The organism is Desulfurella amilsii (assembly GCF_002119425.1).
Classification (GTDB): Bacteria; Campylobacterota_A; Desulfurellia; order Desulfurellales; family Desulfurellaceae; genus Desulfurella; species Desulfurella amilsii.
Window position 1 is genome coordinate 87,231 of the sequence record NZ_MDSU01000001.1, and the last position, 24,373, is coordinate 111,603.

Sequence of the window (24,373 nt, forward strand, 5' to 3'; positions counted from 1 at the left end):
AAATAATTTTCAATTACTTCAATCCTTTTTGCTTAAAGGGTGAAATGCATCGTAGGCTTTGACTAAATCCTGCAGCGATAGGTGCGTATATACCTGTGTTGCAAGTATAGACGAATGGCCCAAAAAGCGCTGCAGGATCCTTAAATCCATTCCATTATTTAAAAGGTGCGTAGCACGGGAATGCCTTAGAGTGTGCGGCGAGATATCTTTTAGAAGTGAATTTTTAGCGTATTTTTTTACTATATTTTCTATCGATCGGCTAGTTAGTCGTTTATTGTATTTATTTAAGAAAACAGGCCCATTTTTTCTATCTCCTAGATAGTCCTTTAGGGTTTTTAGGGCTTTTGGGCTTGTTGGCACACTCATTTGTTTGTTACCTTTCCTTGTAATAAAAATTGTATTGTTTGAAAAATTTATATCTTCTATGTTTAAATTTACCAGTTCGGAGACCCTTAGTGCACTTGCATATAATAAAAAAATAATTGACTTATCTCGTAAAGATTGAATATTTTCTATAAGAGTGATTGTTTCATCTATGTCTAAAAATTTTGGCAAAGGTTTGGATGATTTTGGCCTTACAATGGAATCGAAGTTAAAATTGTATACGCCACTTTTTTTTAAGTAATCATAAAATACACTCAATGCTGAAAGCTTGCGTTTTATAGTTGAAGGGCTTTTTTTGCTTTTGCTTAAAAATAAAATGTAGGCGTTAATATCTTGCTCGTTAACTTCATATGTTTTTTTATACTCAATAAATTGCGATACATCCAAAAAGTATGATTTTATAGTTTGCTTTGATTGATAAGTGTTTTGCAAATAATCTAAAAAACTATTCAATACATCCATGGGTTTTCAGGATTTTTTTTATAATGTTAGTTGTGGATTTTCCCTTTAAATAATCGATTAGTGCTACCTTGCCGCCAGCCTTTTTTACGATATCTGCACCCACTATGCTTTTATTTTGCCAGTCTGAGCCTTTTACCAAGATATCTGGTTTAATTAATTCTATTAGTTCATAGGGCGTATTTTGCTCAAAAATAACTATATAGTCAACAAAATAAAATGCACTTAAAACAGATGCCCTATCATTTTGATTATTTATTGGCCTTTTTTCGCCTTTAATGGACTTTACTGAATTATCAGAGTTTAGTCCCACAATTAATGCATCGCCTAACTGTCTAGCTTTTTTTAAGTAATCAACATGGCCTGCGTGAATTATATCAAAACAGCCGTTTGTAAAAACTATTTTTTTGTTTTGAGCTTTTAGAGAATCCGCTATTTCTTTGATTTGTGAAAATACTTTTATTTTGTCCATAAGTCCTCTATTATTTTGCAAATATTATGAATAATAAAAATATGCAATTCTTGTATTGTAGGTGTATAATCGGAATCAACTATTAAACTAATTTCTGCAATATCTTTAATTTTTCCCCCGTTTTTGCCTAAAAGGCCTATTGTTGTTAATCCTAGTTGTCCAGCTTTTTTTAAACCCAGATACACATTTTCTGAGTTGCCGCTAGTTGATATACCAAAAACTACATCTTTGTTTTTACCAAGCGCTTCTATTTGGCGCTCAAATATCACATCAAAGCTGTAGTCGTTAGATATGCTTGTAAGTATAGAAGTATCTGTCGTTAGTGCAATTGCACTTAAAGCTTTTCTTTCTTTCAAAAAGCGCCCTACAAGCTCTGCTGCCATATGTTGAGCATCTGCAGCAGAACCACCGTTTCCCAAAATTAATAGCTTGTTGCCGTTTTTCAGTGTATTGAATATTACTGTTGCAATTTTTCTAATTTCTTCTTCTTTGCTTTGTAAATCAAAAAATTTTTGTGCGGTTTGTTCGCAGAGCTCTTTAAAGTCCATAGCTACTCCTTTTTTTTATATCATATCCAAAAGTATTAAAAGGTCAATAATTTTAAAAAAGTTACAAAAAATCTCCCTTTACTTGAAATTAATTAATATTGGGTTATTTTTTAAACACAAAATCTTCTGGAGGTTTTTTATGAGCACTAAGTTATACGTATTTAGCAGTGGCATTTTAAAATCTACTAAAGAAAAGTTTTTATTCAACACAGGCGTTGGCGAACCATTTGATATTCCTGTGCCTTATTTTTTAGTTGATGTAGATGGAACCAAGATTCTCATTGACACAGGTATATCGCCAGGGTGTATAAAAGACCCAAAAGGCACATGGTGTAATTAATTTATGGTTTTGCCCCCTTAACTTTGCAGATGCAGCCTACTTGTGTACAATCACTGGGTGAGTTATCAAAGGCGAAAAAAACGCCGAAATTTGGTTTGGAGATGATCCAGAATTTTTCAAGACTATAAAATTAGCTCCAGAGTACTATGAATAAAAGGAGGCAATATGGCATCTAAAGTAGTTTATGTAAGTGAGCTCACAAATGGGATTTTAGACCCGGACAGCCAAATGCTTGGGCCTGTAGAAAATGGCGGATATATTATCGCAAATACGGCACCAGGGTGCTGGGGACCCATGATAACACCGGCAATTCGTGGAGGGCATGAGGTAACAAAGCCTGTTTACGTAGAAGGTGCAAAAGTAGGTGATAGTGTAGTTATAAAAATTCATTCAATAAAAGTTACTTCAATTCTAACTTCTTCGGGCAATGAAAAAGTTATTGAAGGAAGGTTTCTGGGTGACCCTTTTGTTGCAGCCAAGTGCCCAAAATGTTCTACACTTTATCCAGAAACTATAATAGACGGTATAGGAAAAGATGCTATAAAGTGTAAAGTTTGCGGTGAAAGCATTGTCCCTTTTGATTTCACAAATGGATACACAATAGCCTTTGATGAAAATTACACGGTAGGTGTTACGCTTAACAAGCAAGCTGCAGAAATTGCTGCAAAAGATGCAAAATACTACATGCAAACGCCGGATAGTTCAATACAAAACCCTATTGTTGTATTTGCCCAAGCAGACATTGTAGGCCTTAGTGCTCGCTTAAGACCATTTCTAGGTCAGCTAGGCGCTACACCTTCTATTAAAATGCCAGATTCACATAATGCTGGTGATTTTGGACAATTTTTGATTGACGCACCTCATGAGTATGCAATCAAAAAAGACCAGCTTGCTATGCGCACAGATGGGCACATGGATATAAACAAGGTTAGAGAGCATGCAGTTGTTATTGCGCCGGTTAAAGTTGAAGGGGCTGGCATATATTTAGGCGATATGCATGCCATGCAAGGTGAAGGAGAAATAGCAGGGCATACGACAGATGTTTCTGGTATTACGGTTTTGCAAGTAGAGGTTTTGAAAAACGTATCAATTGAAGGTCCCATTATTTTACCAAACGTTGAAGATCTACCGTATCTGGCTAAGCCTTTCTCATGTGAAGAAAAGGAATCGGTAAAAAATTTAGCTTCTGTTTGGGGGATTGGAGAGCTTGAAGAATCCCTACCGGTAGCATTTGTAGGCAGCGGTGCAAATATCAATGAAGCAGTTGATAATGCTTTAGAGAGAGCTTCTAAAGTATTAAAGATATCCATACCAGAAGTTAAAAATAGAGCCACAATTACTGGAGCAATTGAAATAGGAAGGCTACCAGGTACAGTTACAGCCACCTTTTTGGTGCCCATTGATTTGTTAAAAAATGCAGGCTTATATAATATTGTTGCTAAAAAATACAAAAACTAGGAGGCTAATATGTCGCTTAAGTATGTTTCTCCAAACGATACAGTCTTTACGGTTAGAAACGTTCAGGTAAAATTTGGTGAAGGCGTTGCAAGTGAAGTGGGCTATGAGACAAAAAGGATGGGTGCAAAAAAAGTTCTTATCGTAACGGATAAAAATATAAGCAAAAACACAGATATACTGTCTACAATAAAAGACAGTCTGGAAAAATCGGGCGTAGGCTTTGATGTGTTTGACTCCTCGCCTGTTGAGCCTATAGATACTGCTTTTATGAAAGGCTTAGAATCAATTAAAGGCAGTACTTACGATGGTTTTATTGGTGTAGGCGGTGGCTCATCTATAGATACAGCCAAAATGCTTAATCTATACACTACCTACCCAACGCAAGACTTTAAAGACTATGTGGCGCCACCAACAGGACTTGGAAAAACCATACCAGGACCACTAAAACCTCTTATTGCTATCCCTACGACAGCAGGCACAGGCAGTGAAAATACGCCTGTTGCTATAGTGGATCTAGAAAAAGAAAAGTTAAAGGTAGGTATATCCCATCAATACTTGCTGCCAAGCCTTGCTTTACTTGACCCTGTTTTAACTGTAACACTATCTAGTTATTACACTGCTTCTACCGGCATGGATGCACTGCTGCACTCTATAGAAGCCTATACAAGTCTGCCGTTTTATGCAAGAAAAAGACCAGACTCGCCCGATAAAAGGCCAGTCTATATTGGTGCAAACCCAGTATCGGATTTGTTTGTAGAAAAAAGCATTGAGCTTGTTGGAAAGTACCTAAGGAGAGCTTGCCATAACCCCTATGATCTAGAAGCAAGGACCAATATGCTCTTGGCTGCTCATTTGGGTGGTGCATTTGGTAATGCAGGTGTGCATATACCGCACTCTTTGGCTTATCCTCTAGCTGGCAGAAATCATGAGTTGCCCCACGGCATATCCGTGTGTGTTACGGCCCCTGCAGCGCTAGAGTTTATCATACCAACAAGTGCTGCCAAGCTAAAAAAAATTGCAAAGCTAATGGGCAAAAACACAGATGGTTTGTCTGATATAGAAGGTGCTTATTTGGCAAAACAAGCCGTTGTGGAGCTAATGAAAGATATAGATTTCCCCTCTGGCATAGAAGCTGTGGGCTTTAGCGAAAAAGGTATAGAAGAATTATCCCAAGCAGCCATGGAAGTGCAAAGACTGCTTGTGTGCAGTCCAAGACCTGTAAAGATCGAAAACATAAGGGAAATTTACAGAAAAAGCTTAAAGAATTGGTAAATAGAGATTTAACAAAAAGAGAGGTAGTTAGCTTTTTATTACCAGCAAAGGTTTTGAGTTTTGCTACTTTTTTAGCAAGGTTTGCTTTTTAACAATATCTATAGCTATATCAATATCTTTGTAAGCAAATGGTGTTGCTTCAATATATCTTTTTGTTTTAATTGGGCAATTAAGTCTTGGTTTTTTAAAGTTTTTATAGCTTGCCTTCTTCCTAGTACTCTACCTACACCGTGACAAATGCTGTTTAGTGTTTGATCTGAGTTTTTAGCAACCAGAATGTGCAATTTATAGGTTTTGTGCTGTAGTCAAATATTATTTCCAATGCCCTAAAACCCAAAATTTGTCTGTTTGTAAGCGCGTAATTTGCCGCTTGATAGTAGTTTAGGGCTGGTTAGTCCAAAAAGAATAGACTAACAAGTTCTTTGTTTGAGAATGATAATTTTTTGTGCGCAGCGCTTGTCTTTAAATAACTTAAGATAATCAATAGCAATAGCCCTATTGAGCCTGCATGAAGAAATAATACAGGATGATTATGTAAGGTACCAAAAGTGGCGGCAGTTTGCTCATCAAAAATTTTTTAAACTTTATCAATTTCAAAAAAATGATTTCCACTGTCAAAAGATCCTGGTTCTGTTTTACCACACTCTACTACATCGCTTATTAGGCAATTCCTAGCAATTTCAATACAGCCGTTGTCTTCTATTGCCTGAAGGTTACTTTTTTCTACAAAGTCGTTTTTTATTGCAAATTGTGCGCCCTCAAACGTTACTTGCCTGGGTTTCTTCTCATTTAAATAGTAAACTGCTTTATCACTAACCGCACTTTTTGGTATTTGCGAGTAAAGCGCATAAAGAATTGTTTCGGCATGCCTTTGAATTTCATCTACATCTGCATTTATGCTAATTGCCCCACCACACCCCGCAGTTCATATTGTACCTCACGCCGACTGGCTAAATTACGCCTTCTTAGCAATCAAAAGCAGTAACACTTCCAATTGGAAAACCATTTAGTATTACTTTTTTTATGCCTAGCATTTGAGCAATTGAAAAATGCTTGTTTTCAGCTCATTGTCATCTTGTAATTTTTTAGATTGTAACTAAACGTACTCATGAAAGCTTTGACATTAAGAACACCACCGTTTATTTTTCTACATAAATTCTATGAGGTATGAGTTTTTCAATGTAGAATGTTTTTAAAAAAAAATTTAAAGCATCCACAATACCGTTTTTGATATTGCTATCTATACGGTAGCTTAATGTTTTTTATGGTTTTTGTTTTTATCAACAAGATAAATCAAACATACCATAAACTGCTTTCTTTCTTAGTGACTCAGTACTTTTTGATTTAATATACAAAGCTACATCGCTTGAACAGTCAATTATTTTACGCATACAAAAACTACTCTTTTTGGTCCTTGCACACCGCTTACAAGAGTTTTTTCAATATCTGCGGTTTTGCTTTCTTGAGAAACAAAGATATAATAAGCGCTTTCTTTTTTTTGTTTTGCAAACTTGTAGGCGTCTATTAGATTCTCTTTTATGTCTGATGCGTGAAAAACTATATAAAGATCTTGCGTCTTCATAATTTTGTCTAATTTTTCTTTTTTGTCAATATCGATTATTGTTTGGGCACTGTTGGCACTAACGCATAAAGCTTTAACAAAACCAACATCATTTTTACAGTCGTATTCTTTGGTTACATCAAGGTTGTGTTTTTCAAGAAAATCAATACTTTCGGTTTCTACTATATCAATTTTGTTGATTTTAGCTGATTCCTTTAATTTTTCAATCATAATATAACCTTATCCTTAAAAATTTTATTTTCATAATTATACACAATAGGTGTTCCTGTAGGGATTTCAACTTTTATTATTTGTTGTTCGTCTAAGTTTTCTATGTATTTTGTTATAGCCCTTAAACTATTGCCATGTGCTACGATAAGGACATTTTTATTATCATCCAAATCTGGAATAATCTTTTTTTTAAAAAAAGGCAAAGTGCGCTCTAAATTATCTTTTAGCGATTCGCCGCCAGGAGGTTCCACATCAAAGCTCCTGCGCCAAAGTTTGAGTTGTTGTTCACCATATTTTAACCCCACTTCTTTTTTATTTAAACCCTGGAGCGTGCCATAGTAGCGCTCATTCAACGCTTTTTTTCGGATTATTGGTATGGGCTCTATATTGCTTGCATAATTTGACCATTTTTTCATTTTTCCATTGAAGTGGATAATAAGCGGTGTTTTTTGTGTCTCAACTTTAGATAAAATTATAAGAGCTGTTTGGATAGCTCTTGCCAATTTTGAAGTATAAACTATATCAATATTAAATTTTGAAAGTTTTTCTCCAGCATTTAGTGCTTCAAAAATTCCTTTTTGACTAAGTGGTATGTCAACCCACCCTGTGAATAAATTTCTATCATTCCAGATTGATTGGCCATGTCTTACTAAAATCAACTTTGACATAATAGTCCTCCTTTTTTTACAATATTACTACTTTTTTGTTTACTTTCAAGCACCGCTATTGACATAAAAATTATTTTAATCTAGATTAACTTTATGGGCATAGATGAGATTTTTGAAGGTTTAAGTTTAAAAGTAGAAAACTATGAAAAAAGACAATCACAGATTGAAATGTCAAAAGACATATATAATTTGATGATAAATGGCCAAATAGGCTTAATTGAAGCGCCAACAGGCATTGGAAAAAGCTTTTCTTATCTTATTGCTTCTAGTTTGTTTGTAAAGAATTTTAAGAAAAAAATAGTAATAGCAACTAGCACGATTAATCTTCAAAAGCAGCTCATCTTAAAGGATATACCTGTAATTAAAGAGATTTTTAAGGATGTAGCTTTTGATATTGCACTTGGAAGGCAAAACTACGCTTGCAAAAGGAAATTTTATGCATACGCATCAAGTATTTTTAGCAATATAGAAGATCCAAAAGCCTTTTTGGCAAACTTAAAACATGGCACGAAAGACGAGTTTGATTTCTGGCAAGAAGGTATATTTGAGCAAATTAAATCCGAGAAAGATTCTTGCATGGGGCGTTTTTGCCCGCAGTATAGAAATTGTTTTTTCTTTAATGCAAGGTCAAGGCTAAAAGACGCAGATATTATTGTTACAAATCACCATCTTGTTTTTAGCGATTTATTCGAAATTGGGGAGGTATTTGATGCGATTGATGCGTTGATTTTTGATGAGGCACATAATATTGAAAAAAATCTAACGAGTTTTGCAACTTTATCATTTAATTTTTATGATCAACTCAATTTGATTAGAAATTTTTCCAGCATTATTGGCAAGTTAAGATTGTTTGAGTTAATAAACAAAGCTATGCAGACGATGGATAAACTAAAAGAGGAATTGATTAAGCTAGCAAATATTGTTGATTACAGTACTACATATGATGAAAGATATGCAAAAGATTTTTTGTTTAGGATTTCAGATTTGCAAAAACAGCTTGTTTTTGATCTTGTCAATTACAAAGACAAAATAGATGTAGAGCTAGGCATTGATTTTAAAGCTCTTGTTGACAAACTTAGTATAAATTTAAAAATAATGGAGTCGTTTTTAAGCCAAAACTACAATGAAGCTGTTTATTGGCTGGATAAATTTAAGGATATTGTTTTGTTTAATATTACAAATCTAAATTTTGCAGATTTATTGAAGAAAAATCTTTATCCAAAAGTGGATAGTGTTATTTTTACGTCAGCAACGCTATCAATTAATAGCGATTTTAGTTTTATAAAAGGCATTTTAGGAATAGAAAAAGCATTTGAAAAAACATTTAAAACAGAGTTTGACTACAAATCTCAAGCAAAACTAATTATCGTAAACAATATCTGCAATCCTCAAAATGATGGCTATATAGATGATATATCTACATTGATTTTAACAGTGGCTTCGCAAATTAACAAAGGTACTTTGGTGCTTTTTACATCCTATAAAACTCTAAATAAAGCTTATAGTAAAACAAATGATGCTTTGAAAAAACTAGGATACACCGTGTTAAAGCAAGGGCTCATCGATAACTACAATATGCAAAAAGTTTTTTTTAAGAGCAAAACGATTCTTTTTGGTGTAAATAGTTTTTGGGAAGGCATTGATATTAAAGGTGACAATCTTTCATGTGTAATAATGACAAAATTACCTTTTGAAGTGCCAACTCATCCCATAGAAAAAGCAAAATATACAAATTTAGAAAAAAAAGGCCAAAATGCCTTTATAAATTATTCTTTGCAAAAAGCAATATTAAAATTTAAACAAGGTTTTGGCAGGCTTATTAGAACAAAAAACGATACAGGTTTTATTGTTATTGCAGACAACAGGGTATTAACAAAACCCTATGGTAAGATTTTTTTAAACTCATTACCAGAAGTGATTATAGAAACTAAAAGCGTTGAGGATTTATCTTTAAACCAAGATCATTGATTATCTCTACATCATCTTCAATTTTTCTTCCCTTTTGAGTCAAATAATCACTAACCATAATACCGTTTGCACCAGCAAAAAATACAAGCGGATGAAGTTGTTTTAAGACAACCTCTCTGCCACCGCATATTCTTATATCTTTTTCGGGCATTGCAAACCTAAACATAGCAATGATTTTTAATGCCTCCATTGGTTTTAATGCCTCTTTGTTTTCAAGCGGTGTGCCTTTGATTGGTATTAAGAAATTAAGTGGTATGGAATCGACATTCAAGCTTTTTAGTTCAAATGCAAGGCTAACCCTATCTTCAATAGATTCTCCTATACCAAATATACCCCCTGAGCATACATAAAAACCTAATTCTTTAGCAAGCCTGATTGTTTCTATATCTTCCTCGTACTTGTGTGTGGTGCAGATTTTTGTAAAAAATTCCCTTGAGGTTTCAAGATTGTGGTGAAACTCTTTTAAACCAGCTTCTTTTAATTCTAACAATTGCTTTTTTGTTTGCAAACCAATTGATACACCGGGTATTAGTGGAAGTTTAGAGATTTTGTTAATTGATTCTTTTAAGTTTTCAAAGTCGTTTTGGTTGTTTAGACTAAGCCCACTTGTTACAATACTGAAGCGCTCTATTGGGTAGTTAGTCATTTTTTTAGCTTTTTGCTCGATTACACGTGGTGGCAAAAAATCATACATACCCACATTAGCGTCAAAGTGAGCCGATTGGGCGCAAAATGCACAGTTTTCACTGCATCGGCCACTTTTTGCGTTTATGATAGAGCATAGGCTAATATTGTTATCTTTGAAGTGTATTCTTAATTTATTTGAAAAGTACAGTAATTCTAAAAACTCATCATCTGCTAACTTTAAGATTTCTATTGCATCGCTTTGATCAATTCTTTTTTCAATAGCTTTGTTAAAAAGCTCGTTTAATTTCATTTATCCCTCCACCTTGTTAAGTTAATAAAGTATACAAAATTAACATTTCAATTTCAACTGATTATATGCTACAATAAAATTTATGAAAATTGAAACAGTGGTTGTAGGTGTTTTGCAAACGAACTGCTATATAGTTCACGATTGCAAGCAAGCTATCATAATTGATCCTGGAGGTGATGCTGAAAAAATTATAAGCATTATTGAAAATAAGCATTTAAAACCTCAATTGATAGTAAATACACACTACCATTTTGATCATACAGGGGCTAATTTTGATATAAAAAATATGTTCAATATACCTATCGCAATTGGAGGAAAAGATGCCCAATTTCTTCAAAACGCTTACAAAGATGCTTTAATGTTTATGATTGATGCAAAAAAATCCCCCAAAGCAGATATTTTATTAAAAGAAGGCGACGAAGTAACGTTTGGGGATATTAAATTTAACATTATTGAAACGCCAGGACATACTATCGGCTCAATTTGTTTATACAATAGAGAAAATAAGGTGTTGTTTAGTGGGGATACACTGTTTTTCGAATCTATTGGGCGATACGATTTACCAACCGGTAATCTTGACGATTTAATGGCTTCTATTAATAAGATATTGGTTCTTAATGAGAATATTGCAGTTTACCCAGGCCACGGCCCTCAAACCACACTAAATCACGAAAAAGCAAATAATCCATTTATAATAAAATAAAAAAAAGGGGGGAAAATCCCCCTTTTTATTACTCTTCTACTTTAATTGATTCAGTTGGGCATGCTTCGGCTGCTTCTTTAATTACATCAATAGAAGCACCATCTGGGTTTTTTACCTGAGCTTTGCCATCAACCATTTCAAACACATCTGGTGCTGTATCAACACATACTTCACAACCAATGCATGTTGCTTGATCTACGCTAACTTTTGCCATACGAACCTCCATTTTTTTTTAGAATTGTAATATACAAGTTGAATTGTGTCAAGTGTAATGTATTGCACATTGAATTTACAACAATACTAAAATTACTTGAAAAATTACCACTGATAGGCTATAAGAAACACTATGAATGTATCTGTGGTAATCCCAACATTAAACGCTCAAAACACGATAACAGCGTTGCTTTTAAGACTAAGGCAAGAAAACATAAAAGACATAATTGTTATAGATAGTTCATCGAGTGATAACACACAAAAAATTGCAAAAGCTTTTACAGATAAGATGTATGTTATTAAAAAAGAAGAATTTAACCATGGCTTAACAAGAAATTACGCACTAAGCTTGGCAAAATTTAATACGGTTGTATTTTTAACTCAAGATGCGATTTTGTGTAAAGGTGCAATTGGCAGGTTAATAAAACACTTAGATCAAGAGGGTGTGGCAATAGCATTTGGCAGACAACTACCGCATAAGGACGCTAGAGCTTTTTCAAAACATTTAAGACTATTTAATTACACAAACTATTCTATAAAAAAAACGCTTGCAAACAAAAGCGCCTACGGTGTAAAATTAGCATTTAATTCTAACTCGTTTTCTGCTTATAAAAAAGATATTATTGAAAGCTTGGGTGGTTTTACTAGATTAGATTTTGGTGAAGATGTGTATATGGCAGCAAAGGTTTTACTTGCCGGATATGCTGTATACTATGATAGTAATGCATGTGTTTATCATTCACACAACTACTCATTAAAAGAAGAATTTAAGCGATATCTTGCGGTAGGGAGATTTTATAAATCTCAAAAGTGGATAACCCAAGCCTTTGGTAAAACCTCAAAAGAAGGTTTGAACTATATTGCAGATCAATTGAGTTTTGCGCTTGAGTCAAATAACTTAATTTTATTGCCAGAATTTTTGCTCAAGGATGCACTAAAGTTTATTGCATATAAAATTGCTTGAAATGGAGGCTTTTTATGCCATTTGAGTTCGAAAGGGGCGAAATAGACAATGTTTTACTGATAAAACCAAAAGTTTTTTTTGACGAGAGAGGATTTTTTTTAGAAACATACAAAAAAAGTTTATTTGCAGAAGCAGGAGTAAAAGAAGATTTTAATCAGGATAATTTTTCTTTTTCAAAAAAAGGCGTTTTGAGGGGTTTGCACTTACAAAGGAAACCAAAGTCTCAATCAAAACTAGTAAGGTGTGTGAAAGGAGAAATATTGGATGTAATAGCTGATGTAAGAGCAAACTCTAACACATACGGCGAATGGCTTTCTTTTAAGTTAAATGATGTCAACCAACATATATTGTATGTGCCAGAGGGCTTTTTGCATGGTTTTGTTGTGTTAAGTGATAGTGCGATTGTTCACTATAAAGCGTCAAATGAGTATTGTGTAAACTGCGAAGATGGCGTAGTGTGGAGCGACAAAACGCTAAATATTGACTGGCAGACTAAAGATCCTATTGTCTCTAAAAAAGACAAACTCTTAAAAAATTTTATAGATTTTGAGGCTTATAGATGATTGTAATTTTTGGCTGCGATGGGCAATTAGCAAAAGCTTTTCAAGAACAGTTAAACAAGCAAAATAAGACATTTGTGGCTTTTAATAAAAAACAGTGTGATATAACCAATTACTTACAATTAAAAGATGTTTTTGCTACATACAAACCAAAAATTGTTATTAATGCGGCTGCTTATAATTTGGTAGATGAATGTGAGGTTAATTTTTCTGAAGGTTTCAAAGTTAATGCTTTGTCGGTAGCCCAAATGGCTTTCCTTTCTAAGCAATTTGGTAGTTTTTTAGTACATTTTAGCACAGATTATGTGTTTGACGGAACAAAAGTCGGACTTTATAATGAAAATGATACTACAAATCCTTTAAATGAATACGGAAAGTCCAAACTTTTAGGTGAGCGCCTATTGATAGAATCTGGTTGCGATTACTTAATTTTTCGCACAAGCTGGGTTTATGGTAGAGGAAAGAATAACTTTATCTCAAAACTTATTAATTGGTGTGAAAAAAACGAAATATTAAAAGTGGCATACAATGAATTTTCTATTCCAACAAGTGCCTATGATATTGCTTACTTAGCAAGCTTTGCGCTGGATAAGGGTTTAAATGGTCTTTACAATCTAGTAAATAGCGGTTTTTGCTCAAGATTTGAATGGGCAACCTTTGCTTTTTCTAAATTAAAAATTGATAAGTTAGTATACCCAGTTGATAGGCTGATTTTTAATTTAAAGGCAAATAGGCCTTTTTTAAGTGCTATGACAAACAAATTAATTTGTAACAGTTTGAATGTAGAAATTAGAGATTGGAAAAGCGCATTGGCTGATTTCTTAGAAAATCATTATGAGAAATAAAACCAAAGAATATATGTCATTTTTAATTATTGTTTTTTTTGACTTTATAGCTTTTGTGTTAAGCCTATACCTTGCGCATCAAACAAGAATTTTTTTTAATATTTTTAATATTGTGCAGTATAAAAAACACTTTTCTTACTATTACGAGTATTTTTTTGTTTTTTTTATAGTATTTTTTTTATTTTATTACGAAGGTATCTACACAAAACGAGACGATGTTTGGGAAGATTTAAAGAAAATTTTTAACTCTTTAACAATAATTTTTATTATTATTCTATCTCTTGTGTCTATTACCAAGTCTAGCTTGTTATTTTCAAGGCTTTTGATATTTTTATTTTGGTTTTATGGGTTATTGTTGTTTTCACTATTACACATACTTTCTAAAAAATTTTTGTATATCCTTAAGCTTTGGCAAAGAAAAGTTATTATTTGTGGTATCTGCCGCCAGGCTGTAGATTTTAGCAAATCGCTTGATGATCAATTTTACCTAGGCTACAAGACATTAGCTTTTTTTGATCAAAAATCTCCTCTTAAAACGCTAAATAACAAGAAAGTTATAAGATCTTTTATAGAGTTATCTCAAGAATCTAAATTAAACAATGTAGATACAGTTTTTGTAATTACATCCTGCAATATAAAAATAGATTTAACAACTCTACAGACAATCTTTAAAAATGTTATATTAATACCAGATTTTGAAGGTTTGTCTATTTTTAATACAAAAATAAATTTTTACTTTTCTCAAAAATTACTTTTTATACAAACCAAAAATAATTTTGAATCGCCAATAAATAAATTTCTTAAAAGAGCATTTGATTTGATTTTGGTGGTGATTGCACTGCCATTTTTTTTAATGACATTGATATTCATCAGTGTTGCTATAAAAATTACATCAAAAGGACCTGTATTTTTTAAGCATGAGCGTATCGGCAAGAACGGAAAAACAATTAAAATATATAAATTTAGAAGTATGTATGAAGATGCACAAGAACGTTTAAAAATTTTACTAGACAGTAATGAAGAACTAAGAAAGGAGTGGAATCAGTACTTTAAACTTAAAAATGACCCACGTGTCACTAAGGTAGGAAATTTTTTGAGAAAAACCTCTCTAGATGAGCTCCCTCAAATTATAAATATCATTAAAAATGAAATGTCTTTTGTGGGCCCAAGACCTGTTGTAAAAGAAGAAGCAGAAAAGTACTACAGGGAATACGCTAAATTTTACTATATGGTAAATCCTGGGCTTACAGGACTGTGGCAGGTAAGTGGTCGCAACGATACTACTTATGATTTTCGTGTAAAAATGGATAGTTGGTATGTAACTAATTGGTCATTGTGGCTTGACGTTATTATAATAGTAAAAACTTTTGGTGTTGTGTTAAAAAAAGAGGGTGTTTACTAAAATTGTGCAAGTATTGTATTGACTGATAAAAAAAATTATGGTAGTTTGTCATTTGGCTTTTTTATGAAAGTTCGTTTGAAAGTAATTGCAAATGCAAAACAAGATTTGATCTGTGGGTTTGAAGGAGGGTATTTGAAAGTTAAAGTTTCAAAGCCTGCGCTAGAAGGTAGAGCTAACGAGGCTGTAATTATACTAATGTCCTCTTTTTTTAACATAAGGAAATCTGGTATTAAAATTTTAAGTGGTGAAAAATCGCATATAAAAACACTTAAGCTAGATATAGAAGAAAAAGTTTTTAATTCAAAAATAGAAAGGGTGATTAAAAATGCCAATTTATGAGTATAAGTGTTCTGATTGTGGTAAAACGATTGAATTTATGCAAAAAATGGGTGCTAAAGCTCCAAGCGCATGCCCTTCATGTGGTGCAATCAACTCTCTAAAAAAACTTATTTCTCATACCTCTTTTGAGCTAAAAGGCTCAGGATGGTATGTGACAGACTATAAAAATAATTCAAAACCAACAAATTCTAAAGTTGAGACTAATAAAGGAGAATCAACAAATTCTAAAGTTGAGGCCAATAAAGGAGAATCAAAAAATGCTGGAAAAGACGTTGTCAATCATTAAACCTGATGCTGTAAAAGCTGGCTATAGTGGTAAAATTATAGCAATGCTTGAGGAAAATGGTTTTGTGATTAAAGCTATGAAGAAGATTAATCTCACAAAAAAACAGGCTGAAGGTTTCTATATTGTGCATAAAGACAGGCCGTTTTACGATTCATTAACCACATTTATGTCAAGTGGTAGCATTATTGTTATGGTGTTAGAAAAAGAAAACGCTATTGCAGATTATAGAGAACTGATGGGTGCAACTGATCCTTCTTGCGCAAAAGCGGGTACAATAAGGGTACTTTATGGAAAAAATATAGAAGAAAATGCTGTTCATGGTTCTGATTCTAAAGAATCTACTGATTTTGAAATACCTTATTTTTTTAGTGCTTTAGAAATACTATAAATTAACATAAAAGGAGATTTAAAAATGGCTCAACCAAAAAGAAAATCTTGTCACTCAAGAGCTGCTAAAAGAGCAACACATAAAAAAGCCAGTATGCCAGCTATGTCAAAATGTCCAAGATGCGGCGCTGTAAAATTGCCTCATGCCATTTGCCCATCTTGTGGTTATTACAACGATAAGGAAATACTAAAAATTGAAGAATGAAACCAATAGCGGTAGATGCGTTTGGTGGCGACAATGCCCCAAAAGAAATTATTTTAGGGGCATTTTTGGCTGCCAAAGAGTTTGATTTAGATATAGTGCTTGTGGGTAAAAAAGGTGAAATAGAAAAAAATATAGAAACTATTTCCAAAGATTTTAGTTCAAATACTGCGCAGAAAATTACTATAGAAGATGCTCCAAATGCAATTACTATGTTTGATAAGCCCAGTGTAGCTACCAGGAAAAGAAATTCATCTATGCATATTGGAATGGAGCTTGTAAAAAATAAAAAAGCAGATGCTTTTATTAGCGCAGGCAACTCTGGAGCAGTTATGGCTATTGCTATGGTGGTGTTGGGTAAACTTAAAGGTATTTCAAGACCAGCAATAGGTGCTCTATTGCCCACAGTAAATAGCAGCGTTTTGCTTTTAGATGCTGGAGCAAATGTGGATTGCAAACCAATTCACTTACTTGAGTTTAGTATTATGGGTTCTGTTTATATTAAGCATATGCTTGGTGTGCAAAAACCAAGAGTGGGTTTAATTAGCAATGGCTCAGAACCGGGCAAAGGAAATAGTCTTGTGCTTAAAACTTATGACTTAATAAAACCTTCTACACTTAACTTTTGTGGAAACATTGAAGGTAATGAAATATTTTCAGATAAGGTGGATGTTGCTGTATGTGATGGTTTTGTTGGTAATATAATTTTAAAAACATCCGAATCTGTGCCCAATATAATAGGTGAATTTTTAAAAGCTCAGATTTCTAGAAGCTTGATATATAAAATTGGCTATTTGCTATCTAAACCTGCATTTAGAATGCTTAAGAAGAAAACAGATTACGCAGAATTTGGAGGGGCGCCTCTTTTGGGTGTAAATGGTGCTTGCATAATTAGTCATGGCAGGAGCAAAGCATATGCTATAAAAAACGCTATTTTGAAAGCTGCAAAATTTGCAAGCCTTGATGTAAATCTAAAAATTGAAGAGGCGATTGAAAAGTGTTCTGCGCTAAAATACATTGGAAAAGAGGTGGAGAATGCGATCTAAGATTGTTTCAATTGGTTCTTATTTGCCAGAAAAGATTATGAGAAATCTCGATTTGGAAAAGATAGTTGATACATCAGACGAGTGGATTGTGAAACGCACAGGTATCAAAGAACGCCATATATCAGATAAACCCACAAGTTATTTAGCATATATGGCAGCAAAAAAAGCTATTGAAGGTGTCATTAATCCAGAAGAGATTGATGCTATAATAGTTGCTACGGTGACACCAGATAAAATCTTACCAGCTACGGCATTATTTGTGCAATCACAACTTAAGGCTAAAAATGCCTTTTGCTTTGATATAAATGCTGCCTGCAGCGGTTTTTTGTATGCTCTAAGTGTAGGCGATTCATATATACGATCAAATACTGCAAAGAATGTGCTTGTCATTGGTGCTGAGGTATTAAGTAAGTTTGTAGATTGGACAGATAGAAGCACATGTGTAATTTTTGGTGATGGTGCTGCGGCTGTGTTGTTGCAACCAAGCAATGACGAGAGTGGTATACTTGATATAGTGTTGCATTCAGATGGTGATTATACGGATCTTATGCAAATACCAGCAGGTGGCAGTTTATCGCCTTGTTCAAAAGAAGCAATAGACAACCATGATATATATATAAAGATGCTTGGCAATCAAACATTTAAAATGTCCGTTCAAAGTATCGTAGCTGTCTCAGAAGAAGCTTTAAACAGAAGTAATTTGAGCTTTAATGATATAGACTTAATGGTGAGTCATCAAGCCAATATTAGGATTATAGAAGGTGTGGCAAAAAGAATACATTTTCCTATGGAGAAAGTGCAAATTGCACTCGATATTCATGGAAATACCGCAGCTGCTTCAATACCTCTTGCTCTTGATTTGGCTTATTCGCAGGGGAAAATTAAAAAGAATGACAAAATTTTGCTCAATAGTTTTGGCGCAAGTTTAACATGGGGTGCTTGCGTAGTTGTTTGGTAGGAGGAAATTAGTGTTTAAGACAGAAATTTGCGATATACTTGGCATAGAATATCCTATATTCCAAGGTGGTATGGCTTGGGTTTCGGATGCAAAACTTGCTTCAAGCGTGAGCGAGGTTGGTGCACTTGGTATCATTGCAGCAGGGCACGCCACACCAGAGTGGTTAGAAAATCAGATTTTACTTGCAAAAGAGATGACAGATAAGCCGTTTGGTGTAAATATAATGCTACTTTCACCTTTTGTTGAAGAGATTGTTAGATTAGTAATAAAACACAAAGTAAAAGTTGTCACAACGGGTGCTGGAAACCCTGGCAAATACATGCAAGCTTTTGCAGAGGCAAATATAAAAGTAATACCCGTGGTTGGAGCTGTGGCATTAGCAAAACGTATGGAGTCTATAGGCGCTGTAGCAGTGGTCGCAGAAGGTATGGAGTCTGGTGGACACATAGGCGAGCTTACAACAATGGCACTTTTGCCTCAGGTTGTAGACGCTGTTAAAATACCTGTAATAGCAGCAGGTGGTATAGCAGATGGAAGAGGCTTTTTAGCTGCATTGTCACTTGGTGCAAAAGGTGTTCAAATTGGCACGAGGTTTATAGTATCTATTGAGTGTCAGGCTTCTGAAAACTATAAACAAGCAATAATTAAAGCAAAAGATCGTGATACTGTTGTTACCGGATTATCAACTGGCCACCCTGTTAGAATTATAAGGAATAAACTTGCAAGAGAGTTTGAAAAGCTGGAAAAACTAGAAGCATCAATAGAGGAAATTGAAAAGTTGGGTTCTGGTAAACTTCGAATTGCTGTAATAGATGGAGATGTTGAAAATGGCAGTATTATGGCAGGTCAGATTTCAGGCTTAGTTAAAGAGATTAAACCTGTAAAAGAAATTATAGATGATATAATAAAACAGGCTAAAGTTACTCTTGGCAATTTAAACAAGCTTGGAGTCTAAAATGGATTTTTTGATTTTTACAGGTCAAGGTTCACAGTTTGTTGGAATGATAAAAGATCTTTATGATAGTTTTGATATTGTAAAGAATGTGGTAAAAAGAGCAGATGAATCCTTGTCTTTTTCTTTGAGTAATTTGATGTTTAATGGTCCATCAAATGAACTTTTATTAACTCAAAATGCTCAACCAGCAATACTAACATCCTCAATTGCCGTATATGAGCTGATAAAAACCGAATTAGGTTTTGAGTTTGAAATAAGCGCGGGCCATTCTTTAGGCCAATACTCAAGTCTTGTTGCAGCTGGCTCTATTTGCCTAGAAGATGCCGTCTTTGCTGTTTATAATCGCGGAAAATTCATGCAGGAAGCAGTAAGTGTGGGCATTGGCGCAATGATGGCTGTAATAGGCAATAATATAAAAGAAATAGAAAATTTATGCAAAGACGTTTCCAAAGATAGCGAGTTTTACTGTGATATTGCAAACTACAATGCGCCTACTCAGATTATAGTTTCTGGCTATAAAAAGGGTGTTGAAGGTTTGCAGTCAATTATAAGAGAAAGAAATTTAGGCAAAACAATTATGCTAGATGTATCTGCGCCTTTTCATTGCAAATTAATGGAGCCAGTCAAAGAAAAAATGCAAAAGGTTTTAGACAGCATTACAATAAACCCTGTAGATAAAATTATAATCGAAAATGTAAATTCAAACATTATCAAAACGCCTGATCAAATAAAACAATCATTACTTGAGCAAATAGCAAAACCAGTTAGATGGGTAGATAATGTAAATAAAGCTTTAGTATATCCAATAAAGTCTATAGTTGAATGTGGCCCAAAAGATACTTTGTCATTAATGCTAAAGAGAAATGTTAAAAATGTGAATATTAGTGGAATTTTTGATTTAAAAAGTTATAATACATTTAGGGAAGTTTATGGGTTATAAGGGTGATGTTGTAGTTGTTACTGGAGCTTCAAAAGGTATTGGGGCGTTTATAGCTATAGAACTTGCAAAAAAAGGCCTAAGTGCCATTATAAATTATAATTCAAGTGAGGGAAAAGCTATAGCTATTAGCGAATCAATTAAAAAAGAGCAGGGCAAGTGCGAGATAAAGAAATTTGATGTATCTAATTATGCTGAAGTTGAGAAAGCTTTTGAAGAAATCATTGATAAGTATAAAAAGATTGATTACCTTGTTAACAATGCAGGTATTGTCTCTGATAATTTAATAATAAAAATGAAAGAAGACGAGTTTGATAAGGTAGTGAGATTAAACTTATACGGTACTTTTAATTGTTCTAAAATTGTTGCAAAATACATGTTGAAACAAAGGTTTGGTGTGATAGTAAATATTAGCTCAATTGTAGGTCTTTTTGGTAATGCGGGCCAATCAAATTATGCCGCTTCAAAAGCCGGTATTATAGGTTTTACAAAGAGTTTAGCAAAAGAGTTGGGCTCAAGAAATATTCGAGTGAATGCTGTTGCACCTGGCTTTATTGAAACTGATATGACTAATGGTCTTAATATAATACAAAAGAAGTTTTTAACAGATAAAATTGCACTAAGAAGGCTAGGCAGCGGTCAAGATGTAGCTAACCTGGTTGCTTTTTTGCTTAGTGAAGAAGCTAGCTATATTACAGGTGAAGTAATAAACATAGACGGTGGTTTAAGTATTTAAAAATAATTGCACAAGGAGGAATAATAGATGTCATCTATTGCAGATCAGGTAAAAGAAATCATTAAAGAACAGCTAGGGGTTGAAGAAGAAGAGATTAAGCCAGAGGCAAAGTTTATTGAGGATCTTGGGGCAGATTCTTTGGATACTGTAGAATTAGTTATGGCTATGGAAGAAAAATTTGGTATAGAAATACCAGATTCAGATGCAGAGAAAATTTTAACTGTCCAAGACGCAATAAGCTACGTAGAAAGCCATATTAATAAATAATTATGAGAAAGAGGGTAGTTGTAACAGGCTATGGGATAATATCGCCCATAGGCCTTTCTGCTAAAGAAAGTTATAAAAATGCCATAAATGGCGTAAGTGGTATTGACAAAATTACAAAGTTCGATGCTACCAATTTTGAAGTTAAAATTGCTGCAGAAGTTAAAGGTTTTAATCCAGAAAATTATGTAGAAAAAAAAGAAGTTAAAAAGTACGATTTATTTAGTCTATATGCTTTAGTTGCAGCTCAAGAAGCCATAGAAAATTCTGGTCTAGATTTAGAAAAACTCGATTTATTTAGATGTGGTGTAAGTGTGGGTTCTGGTATTGGAGGTCTTGGGACAATAGAAAAATATGAACAAGCTTTGATGCAACGTGGCTACAAGGGTGTATCACCATTTTTTATACCCACAGCCGTAATAAACATGGCTGGAGGTAATATTGCTATAAAGTATAGACTAAAGGGCCCAAATTATGCTACAGTTACAGCATGCGCCTCCGCAACGCACGCGATTGGATTTGCAGCTAGAAACATAATATATGGTGATGCAGATGTTATGATTGCTGGTGGGTGTGAATCAACAATTACGCCTCTTGCAATAGCGGGTTTCCAAAACATGAAAGCACTCTCAACTAGAAATGACGAGCCACAAAAAGCATCCAGGCCATTCGATTCAAAAAGGGATGGTTTTATTGTTGGAGAAGGAGCAGGTATACTAGTTTTAGAAGAATACGAGTTTGCAAAAAAGCGTAATGCAAATATTTTAGCAGAGCTTGTGGGTTTTGGGATGAGCGATGATGGTTATCATATAACTGCACCCGATCCAGAAGGCAAAGGTGCAATTTATGCTATGCAAATGGCTTTGAATGACGCTCGTCTAAACCCAGAAAGTATTGATTACATAAATGCTCACGGTACATCTACATATTTTAATGACAAAATAGAAACGTTAAGTATTAAAACTGTATTTAAAGAACATGCGTATAAATTGGCTGTTAGCTCGACTAAATCAATGACAGGGCATTTGCTTGGTGCAGCAGGTGGTATTGAAGCAGTTTTTAGTGCTATGGTAATCGAAAATTCAATTATACCGCCAACTATAAACCTAGAACACCCAGATCCAGAATGTGATTTGTTTTACGTTCCAAACGTGTCCATTGAAAAGAAAGTAAATGCTGTTATGTCAAATTCTTTTGGCTTTGGTGGTGCAAACGCTGTTTTAGTGTTTAAAAAATTTAATGAATAATGCTATTTTTTTTGATTTAGATGGAACGCTTGTCGATTCAAAAAGTGATTTAGGAAAAGCAGTGGTTTACACTGCTTTAAATCTTAAATTAAAAATTTTAAGCAAAGAATATATTTTGTCTTTGGTGGGTAACGGGATACACAGGTTAGTTAGAGATTATTTAGACTCAATTGCTTGCCCTGATTATTATAATCAATTTTTAAATATTTTTTTATTATATTACTACGATCATGTGTGTGAGGATAGTTATCTTTACGATGGTGTTAAATCCACATTACTGACTTTAAAAAAACACTATAAGTTATTTGTAGTAAGCAACAAGCTTGAAAAGTTTTCCAAAAAATTATTAAATGAGTTAGGTATTGCCGATTTTTTTGAAGAAATAGTTGGCGGAGACAGTTTTGAGAATAAAAAACCACATCCTCAGCCTATTTTGAGTTTAATTGAAAGACATGCAATAAATCCATTAAGTTCTCTTTTTGTGGGTGATAGCGAAAATGATTATTTTGCTTCGAAAGCTTCAAATATTCAAATGGGGTGGATCAGTTTCGGCTATAAAGATGAATCAATTTTAAAAAAAATTACTCCTGACTTTATTTTTGATAAATTTCGGTATATATTAAATATAGCTTTATGAATTTTGATATTGAAGCATATCCCTATATGAATCAATTAAAAATTTTGTGCAATAACCATAAAGTCAAGTCATATCTAGTTGGCGGTGCTATAAGGGATATGCTTTTGAATAAAAAGCCAACAGATTTTGATTTTTTGATTAGCGATAAAATTGATGATATAGCTGCAACATTTTCGCAAATAACCGGCAAAACACATATACTATTTGAAAAAAAAATAAGGGTCTTTAGGTATGTTTTTGACGATTGCACAATTGATTTATCCCAGTTTGAGCCCAATAATTTAGAGTCAGAATTAAAAAGAAGAGATTTTACTATCAATGCAATTGCTTTGGATCTGGATACGAAAAATATCATAGATCCCACAAAAGGCATTGATGATCTTCAAAATCGCATTGTTAAATATTCAAATAGTTATATTTTTGAGGAAGACCCAATTCGACTAATAAGATTGTTTCGTATTGCTGCCAAACTAAAGTTTGATATAGAAAAAAACACTTTAAAAAAAGCTAAAGACCTTGTTTATCTTATTAACAGTGTTGCAAAAGATAGGATAACGCAAGAATTAGAAAAATTTTTTATAATAAACGATACCTATAGTTATCTTTTATTAATGGATAGGATTGGTTTACTTGATGAGCTTTTCGAAGAATTGTCTTACGAAAATGGCTGCATGCAAAGCTCAAGTCATCTATATGATGTAAAATCACACTCTTTAAGTGTGTACAATTTTGTTGAGTGGTCGATTTTAAGGATGAAAAGAATAGTTGGTGAAGAATGTTTTGAACATTATTATGGTTATTATAAGGCAAATAGAAAGCAAATAATTATTGCTTTAAAATTAGCTGCACTGTTTCATGATTGCTCAAAGCCGTTTGTAAAACAAGTGGTTGGTGATGAAATTTCATTTAAAAATCATGAAATTTACAGTGCAGAAATTTTTCAAAAGTTTGCCAAAAAATTCAATTTTCAAAAAAAGATTACACAAATTGCAACATTTTTGATTTTAAACCACATAGAACCTGCTAAACTTTTTTTAAATTGGAAAAACAATGCTTTAACTGATGAATTATTGTACGATTTTTTTGATAAATTCGGTATTAATGGTGTTGATCTTTTGATTTTTGCTTTAGCAGATACTTTAGCTAAAGGAAAAATCAAAATGATAAACAGAGAGGTATTTATAGACTTTCTCAAAGATATGACATGTTTTTACTTCGAAAGATATGTAAATTTCTTAAAAGTACCGCAAATTTTAAAAGCAGATGAGCTAATTGATCTAGGTGTTGAAAACAAAAAGCTTACTGCAGTTATTAAACTACTTAAAAAAAGCGTTTTTTTGCAAAAAATTAAAACAAAAGACGATGCTGTCAAGTTTGCAAAACAGTTTTTGTGA

31 protein-coding genes are annotated in these 24,373 nt (G+C 33.5%); 22 read left to right on the forward strand and 9 right to left on the reverse strand.

Annotated elements, in window-relative coordinates:
* Positions 1-18: 18 nt before the first annotated feature.
* Genes xerA through gmhA form a run of 3 tightly spaced genes read right to left on the reverse strand, consistent with a single transcriptional unit; the run spans position 19 to position 1,863 of the window.
* A complete protein-coding gene (gene xerA, locus DESAMIL20_RS00465; protein ID WP_086032916.1) occupies positions 19-846 on the reverse strand; it encodes a site-specific tyrosine recombinase/integron integrase in 828 nt (275 codons plus the stop codon).
* Positions 830-1,315, reverse strand: a complete 486-nt coding sequence (gene rfaE2, locus DESAMIL20_RS00470; RefSeq protein ID WP_086032917.1) for a D-glycero-beta-D-manno-heptose 1-phosphate adenylyltransferase — start codon at positions 1,313-1,315, stop codon at positions 830-832. Before rfaE2 ends, xerA begins: the two co-directional genes overlap by 17 nt.
* Positions 1,303-1,863, reverse strand: coding sequence for a D-sedoheptulose 7-phosphate isomerase (gene gmhA, locus DESAMIL20_RS00475; protein ID WP_086032918.1), 561 nt, complete (start codon positions 1,861-1,863; stop codon positions 1,303-1,305). Before gmhA ends, rfaE2 begins: the two co-directional genes overlap by 13 nt.
* Before the next feature lie 139 nt (positions 1,864-2,002).
* Between gmhA and DESAMIL20_RS00480 the strand changes: the two genes are divergently transcribed.
* The 3 genes from DESAMIL20_RS00480 (at position 2,003) to DESAMIL20_RS00490 (ending at position 4,933) form a co-directional block, all read left to right on the forward strand.
* Positions 2,003-2,203: an MBL fold metallo-hydrolase gene (locus tag DESAMIL20_RS00480; protein ID WP_086032919.1), complete on the forward strand. Its 201-nt coding sequence runs from the start codon at positions 2,003-2,005 to the stop codon at positions 2,201-2,203.
* A gap of 165 nt (positions 2,204-2,368) precedes the next feature.
* On the forward strand, positions 2,369-3,661 hold the full coding sequence (locus DESAMIL20_RS00485; RefSeq protein WP_086032920.1) for an acetamidase/formamidase family protein: 1,293 nt from the start codon (positions 2,369-2,371) through the stop codon (positions 3,659-3,661).
* 9 nt (positions 3,662-3,670) lie between these two features.
* Positions 3,671-4,933 carry a hydroxyacid-oxoacid transhydrogenase gene (locus DESAMIL20_RS00490; RefSeq protein ID WP_086032921.1) on the forward strand — a complete coding sequence of 421 codons (1,263 nt, stop codon included), beginning with the start codon at positions 3,671-3,673 and terminating at the stop codon, positions 4,931-4,933.
* Between the two features lie 104 nt (positions 4,934-5,037).
* On the opposite strand, the gene DESAMIL20_RS00495 is transcribed toward DESAMIL20_RS00490, so the two are convergent.
* The 4 genes from DESAMIL20_RS00495 to DESAMIL20_RS00510 all read right to left on the reverse strand — a co-directional run bounded on the left by DESAMIL20_RS00495 (position 5,038) and on the right by DESAMIL20_RS00510 (position 7,393).
* On the reverse strand, positions 5,038-5,217 hold the full coding sequence (locus DESAMIL20_RS00495) for an RtcB family protein (RefSeq protein WP_086032922.1): 180 nt from the start codon (positions 5,215-5,217) through the stop codon (positions 5,038-5,040).
* Between the two features lie 293 nt (positions 5,218-5,510).
* Complete coding sequence (locus DESAMIL20_RS10840) at positions 5,511-5,837, reverse strand: RtcB family protein (RefSeq protein ID WP_086033094.1); 327 nt, start codon at positions 5,835-5,837, stop codon at positions 5,511-5,513.
* A 474-nt stretch (positions 5,838-6,311) separates the two neighbouring features.
* The gene (locus DESAMIL20_RS00505) at positions 6,312-6,725 is read right to left on the reverse strand and encodes an LUD domain-containing protein (protein WP_086032923.1); all 414 of its coding nucleotides are present in this window, start codon (positions 6,723-6,725) and stop codon (positions 6,312-6,314) included.
* Positions 6,722-7,393 carry a 2,3-bisphosphoglycerate-dependent phosphoglycerate mutase gene (locus DESAMIL20_RS00510; protein WP_086032924.1) on the reverse strand — a complete coding sequence of 224 codons (672 nt, stop codon included), beginning with the start codon at positions 7,391-7,393 and terminating at the stop codon, positions 6,722-6,724. The genes DESAMIL20_RS00505 and DESAMIL20_RS00510 overlap by 4 nt, the downstream gene beginning before the upstream one ends.
* 93 nt (positions 7,394-7,486) lie before the next feature.
* Here DESAMIL20_RS00510 and DESAMIL20_RS00515 point away from each other — a divergent pair, with 93 nt between their 5' ends.
* Entirely contained in the window at positions 7,487-9,361 is a 1,875-nt protein-coding gene (locus tag DESAMIL20_RS00515; RefSeq protein WP_086032925.1) for an ATP-dependent DNA helicase, read from the forward strand.
* On the opposite strand, the gene bioB is transcribed toward DESAMIL20_RS00515, so the two are convergent.
* On the reverse strand, positions 9,321-10,298 hold the full coding sequence (gene bioB, locus DESAMIL20_RS00520; protein WP_086032926.1) for a biotin synthase BioB: 978 nt from the start codon (positions 10,296-10,298) through the stop codon (positions 9,321-9,323). The two genes, DESAMIL20_RS00515 and bioB, sit on opposite strands and share 41 nt — an antisense overlap.
* 82 nt (positions 10,299-10,380) lie before the next feature.
* Between bioB and DESAMIL20_RS00525 the strand changes: the two genes are divergently transcribed.
* On the forward strand, positions 10,381-11,001 hold the full coding sequence (locus DESAMIL20_RS00525) for an MBL fold metallo-hydrolase (RefSeq protein WP_086032927.1): 621 nt from the start codon (positions 10,381-10,383) through the stop codon (positions 10,999-11,001).
* Between the two features lie 28 nt (positions 11,002-11,029).
* Here the strand turns inward: DESAMIL20_RS00525 and DESAMIL20_RS00530 are convergent, their stop codons facing one another.
* Positions 11,030-11,215, reverse strand: a complete 186-nt coding sequence (locus tag DESAMIL20_RS00530; RefSeq protein WP_086032928.1) for a ferredoxin — start codon at positions 11,213-11,215, stop codon at positions 11,030-11,032.
* Between the two features lie 132 nt (positions 11,216-11,347).
* Here DESAMIL20_RS00530 and DESAMIL20_RS00535 point away from each other — a divergent pair, with 132 nt between their 5' ends.
* From DESAMIL20_RS00535 to DESAMIL20_RS00615, 17 genes are all read left to right on the forward strand, one after another.
* Positions 11,348-12,178: a glycosyltransferase family 2 protein gene (locus DESAMIL20_RS00535; RefSeq protein ID WP_086032929.1), complete on the forward strand. Its 831-nt coding sequence runs from the start codon at positions 11,348-11,350 to the stop codon at positions 12,176-12,178.
* 14 nt (positions 12,179-12,192) lie between these two features.
* Positions 12,193-12,741, forward strand: coding sequence for a dTDP-4-dehydrorhamnose 3,5-epimerase (gene rfbC / locus DESAMIL20_RS00540; RefSeq protein WP_086032930.1), 549 nt, complete (start codon positions 12,193-12,195; stop codon positions 12,739-12,741).
* Complete coding sequence (rfbD, locus tag DESAMIL20_RS00545) at positions 12,738-13,583, forward strand: dTDP-4-dehydrorhamnose reductase (RefSeq protein WP_086032931.1); 846 nt, start codon at positions 12,738-12,740, stop codon at positions 13,581-13,583. The genes rfbC and rfbD overlap by 4 nt, the downstream gene beginning before the upstream one ends.
* Positions 13,573-14,985 (forward strand): undecaprenyl-phosphate galactose phosphotransferase WbaP, encoded by a 1,413-nt coding sequence (gene wbaP, locus DESAMIL20_RS00550; RefSeq protein ID WP_086032932.1) that lies wholly within the window; start codon positions 13,573-13,575, stop codon positions 14,983-14,985. The genes rfbD and wbaP overlap by 11 nt, the downstream gene beginning before the upstream one ends.
* A gap of 63 nt (positions 14,986-15,048) precedes the next feature.
* Positions 15,049-15,324 carry a DUF167 domain-containing protein gene (locus DESAMIL20_RS00555; protein ID WP_143340208.1) on the forward strand — a complete coding sequence of 92 codons (276 nt, stop codon included), beginning with the start codon at positions 15,049-15,051 and terminating at the stop codon, positions 15,322-15,324.
* Positions 15,311-15,610: an FmdB family zinc ribbon protein gene (locus tag DESAMIL20_RS00560; protein ID WP_086032934.1), complete on the forward strand. Its 300-nt coding sequence runs from the start codon at positions 15,311-15,313 to the stop codon at positions 15,608-15,610. The genes DESAMIL20_RS00555 and DESAMIL20_RS00560 overlap by 14 nt, the downstream gene beginning before the upstream one ends.
* On the forward strand, positions 15,585-15,998 hold the full coding sequence (ndk, locus tag DESAMIL20_RS00565; RefSeq protein WP_086033095.1) for a nucleoside-diphosphate kinase: 414 nt from the start codon (positions 15,585-15,587) through the stop codon (positions 15,996-15,998). The genes DESAMIL20_RS00560 and ndk overlap by 26 nt, the downstream gene beginning before the upstream one ends.
* 24 nt (positions 15,999-16,022) lie before the next feature.
* The gene (gene rpmF, locus DESAMIL20_RS00570) at positions 16,023-16,202 is read left to right on the forward strand and encodes a 50S ribosomal protein L32 (RefSeq protein WP_086032935.1); all 180 of its coding nucleotides are present in this window, start codon (positions 16,023-16,025) and stop codon (positions 16,200-16,202) included.
* Positions 16,199-17,245: a phosphate acyltransferase PlsX gene (plsX, locus tag DESAMIL20_RS00575; RefSeq protein ID WP_086032936.1), complete on the forward strand. Its 1,047-nt coding sequence runs from the start codon at positions 16,199-16,201 to the stop codon at positions 17,243-17,245. The genes rpmF and plsX overlap by 4 nt, the downstream gene beginning before the upstream one ends.
* Positions 17,235-18,203: a beta-ketoacyl-ACP synthase III gene (locus tag DESAMIL20_RS00580; RefSeq protein WP_086032937.1), complete on the forward strand. Its 969-nt coding sequence runs from the start codon at positions 17,235-17,237 to the stop codon at positions 18,201-18,203. The genes plsX and DESAMIL20_RS00580 overlap by 11 nt, the downstream gene beginning before the upstream one ends.
* Before the next feature lie 10 nt (positions 18,204-18,213).
* A complete protein-coding gene (gene fabK, locus DESAMIL20_RS00585) occupies positions 18,214-19,158 on the forward strand; it encodes an enoyl-[acyl-carrier-protein] reductase FabK (protein WP_086032938.1) in 945 nt (314 codons plus the stop codon).
* A gap of 1 nt (position 19,159) precedes the next feature.
* Positions 19,160-20,098, forward strand: a complete 939-nt coding sequence (gene fabD / locus DESAMIL20_RS00590; RefSeq protein ID WP_086032939.1) for an ACP S-malonyltransferase — start codon at positions 19,160-19,162, stop codon at positions 20,096-20,098.
* The gene (gene fabG / locus DESAMIL20_RS00595; protein WP_086032940.1) at positions 20,088-20,831 is read left to right on the forward strand and encodes a 3-oxoacyl-[acyl-carrier-protein] reductase; all 744 of its coding nucleotides are present in this window, start codon (positions 20,088-20,090) and stop codon (positions 20,829-20,831) included. The genes fabD and fabG overlap by 11 nt, the downstream gene beginning before the upstream one ends.
* 27 nt (positions 20,832-20,858) lie before the next feature.
* On the forward strand, positions 20,859-21,098 hold the full coding sequence (acpP, locus tag DESAMIL20_RS00600) for an acyl carrier protein (RefSeq protein WP_086032941.1): 240 nt from the start codon (positions 20,859-20,861) through the stop codon (positions 21,096-21,098).
* Positions 21,099-21,100: 2 nt separating this feature from the next.
* On the forward strand, positions 21,101-22,342 hold the full coding sequence (gene fabF / locus DESAMIL20_RS00605; RefSeq protein ID WP_086032942.1) for a beta-ketoacyl-ACP synthase II: 1,242 nt from the start codon (positions 21,101-21,103) through the stop codon (positions 22,340-22,342).
* A complete protein-coding gene (locus DESAMIL20_RS00610) occupies positions 22,335-22,979 on the forward strand; it encodes an HAD-IA family hydrolase (protein ID WP_086032943.1) in 645 nt (214 codons plus the stop codon). The genes fabF and DESAMIL20_RS00610 overlap by 8 nt, the downstream gene beginning before the upstream one ends.
* The gene (locus DESAMIL20_RS00615) at positions 22,976-24,373 is read left to right on the forward strand and encodes a tRNA nucleotidyltransferase/poly(A) polymerase-related protein (RefSeq protein WP_086032944.1); all 1,398 of its coding nucleotides are present in this window, start codon (positions 22,976-22,978) and stop codon (positions 24,371-24,373) included. Before DESAMIL20_RS00610 ends, DESAMIL20_RS00615 begins: the two co-directional genes overlap by 4 nt.

Coding starts and splice junctions, on each gene's coding strand:
- rfbD (WP_086032931.1), top strand. CDS start 12,738: ATGATTGTAATTTTTGGCTGCGATGGGCAATTAGCAAAAGCTTTTCAA.
- fabG (WP_086032940.1), top strand. CDS start 20,088: ATGGGTTATAAGGGTGATGTTGTAGTTGTTACTGGAGCTTCAAAAGGT.
- DESAMIL20_RS00615 (WP_086032944.1), top strand. CDS start 22,976: ATGAATTTTGATATTGAAGCATATCCCTATATGAATCAATTAAAAATT.
- gmhA (WP_086032918.1), bottom strand. CDS start 1,863: ATGGACTTTAAAGAGCTCTGCGAACAAACCGCACAAAAATTTTTTGAT.
- DESAMIL20_RS00515 (WP_086032925.1), top strand. CDS start 7,487: ATGGGCATAGATGAGATTTTTGAAGGTTTAAGTTTAAAAGTAGAAAAC.
- DESAMIL20_RS00480 (WP_086032919.1), top strand. CDS start 2,003: ATGAGCACTAAGTTATACGTATTTAGCAGTGGCATTTTAAAATCTACT.
- bioB (WP_086032926.1), bottom strand. CDS start 10,298: ATGAAATTAAACGAGCTTTTTAACAAAGCTATTGAAAAAAGAATTGAT.
- DESAMIL20_RS00560 (WP_086032934.1), top strand. CDS start 15,311: ATGCCAATTTATGAGTATAAGTGTTCTGATTGTGGTAAAACGATTGAA.
- DESAMIL20_RS00490 (WP_086032921.1), top strand. CDS start 3,671: ATGTCGCTTAAGTATGTTTCTCCAAACGATACAGTCTTTACGGTTAGA.
- fabD (WP_086032939.1), top strand. CDS start 19,160: ATGGATTTTTTGATTTTTACAGGTCAAGGTTCACAGTTTGTTGGAATG.
- fabF (WP_086032942.1), top strand. CDS start 21,101: ATGAGAAAGAGGGTAGTTGTAACAGGCTATGGGATAATATCGCCCATA.
- wbaP (WP_086032932.1), top strand. CDS start 13,573: ATGAGAAATAAAACCAAAGAATATATGTCATTTTTAATTATTGTTTTT.
- plsX (WP_086032936.1), top strand. CDS start 16,199: ATGAAACCAATAGCGGTAGATGCGTTTGGTGGCGACAATGCCCCAAAA.
- rpmF (WP_086032935.1), top strand. CDS start 16,023: ATGGCTCAACCAAAAAGAAAATCTTGTCACTCAAGAGCTGCTAAAAGA.
- DESAMIL20_RS00610 (WP_086032943.1), top strand. CDS start 22,335: ATGAATAATGCTATTTTTTTTGATTTAGATGGAACGCTTGTCGATTCA.
- xerA (WP_086032916.1), bottom strand. CDS start 846: ATGGATGTATTGAATAGTTTTTTAGATTATTTGCAAAACACTTATCAA.
- DESAMIL20_RS00580 (WP_086032937.1), top strand. CDS start 17,235: ATGCGATCTAAGATTGTTTCAATTGGTTCTTATTTGCCAGAAAAGATT.
- DESAMIL20_RS00505 (WP_086032923.1), bottom strand. CDS start 6,725: ATGATTGAAAAATTAAAGGAATCAGCTAAAATCAACAAAATTGATATA.
- acpP (WP_086032941.1), top strand. CDS start 20,859: ATGTCATCTATTGCAGATCAGGTAAAAGAAATCATTAAAGAACAGCTA.
- DESAMIL20_RS00535 (WP_086032929.1), top strand. CDS start 11,348: ATGAATGTATCTGTGGTAATCCCAACATTAAACGCTCAAAACACGATA.
- DESAMIL20_RS00525 (WP_086032927.1), top strand. CDS start 10,381: ATGAAAATTGAAACAGTGGTTGTAGGTGTTTTGCAAACGAACTGCTAT.
- DESAMIL20_RS00510 (WP_086032924.1), bottom strand. CDS start 7,393: ATGTCAAAGTTGATTTTAGTAAGACATGGCCAATCAATCTGGAATGAT.
- DESAMIL20_RS00555 (WP_143340208.1), top strand. CDS start 15,049: ATGAAAGTTCGTTTGAAAGTAATTGCAAATGCAAAACAAGATTTGATC.
- rfaE2 (WP_086032917.1), bottom strand. CDS start 1,315: ATGGACAAAATAAAAGTATTTTCACAAATCAAAGAAATAGCGGATTCT.
- DESAMIL20_RS00485 (WP_086032920.1), top strand. CDS start 2,369: ATGGCATCTAAAGTAGTTTATGTAAGTGAGCTCACAAATGGGATTTTA.
- DESAMIL20_RS00530 (WP_086032928.1), bottom strand. CDS start 11,215: ATGGCAAAAGTTAGCGTAGATCAAGCAACATGCATTGGTTGTGAAGTA.
- rfbC (WP_086032930.1), top strand. CDS start 12,193: ATGCCATTTGAGTTCGAAAGGGGCGAAATAGACAATGTTTTACTGATA.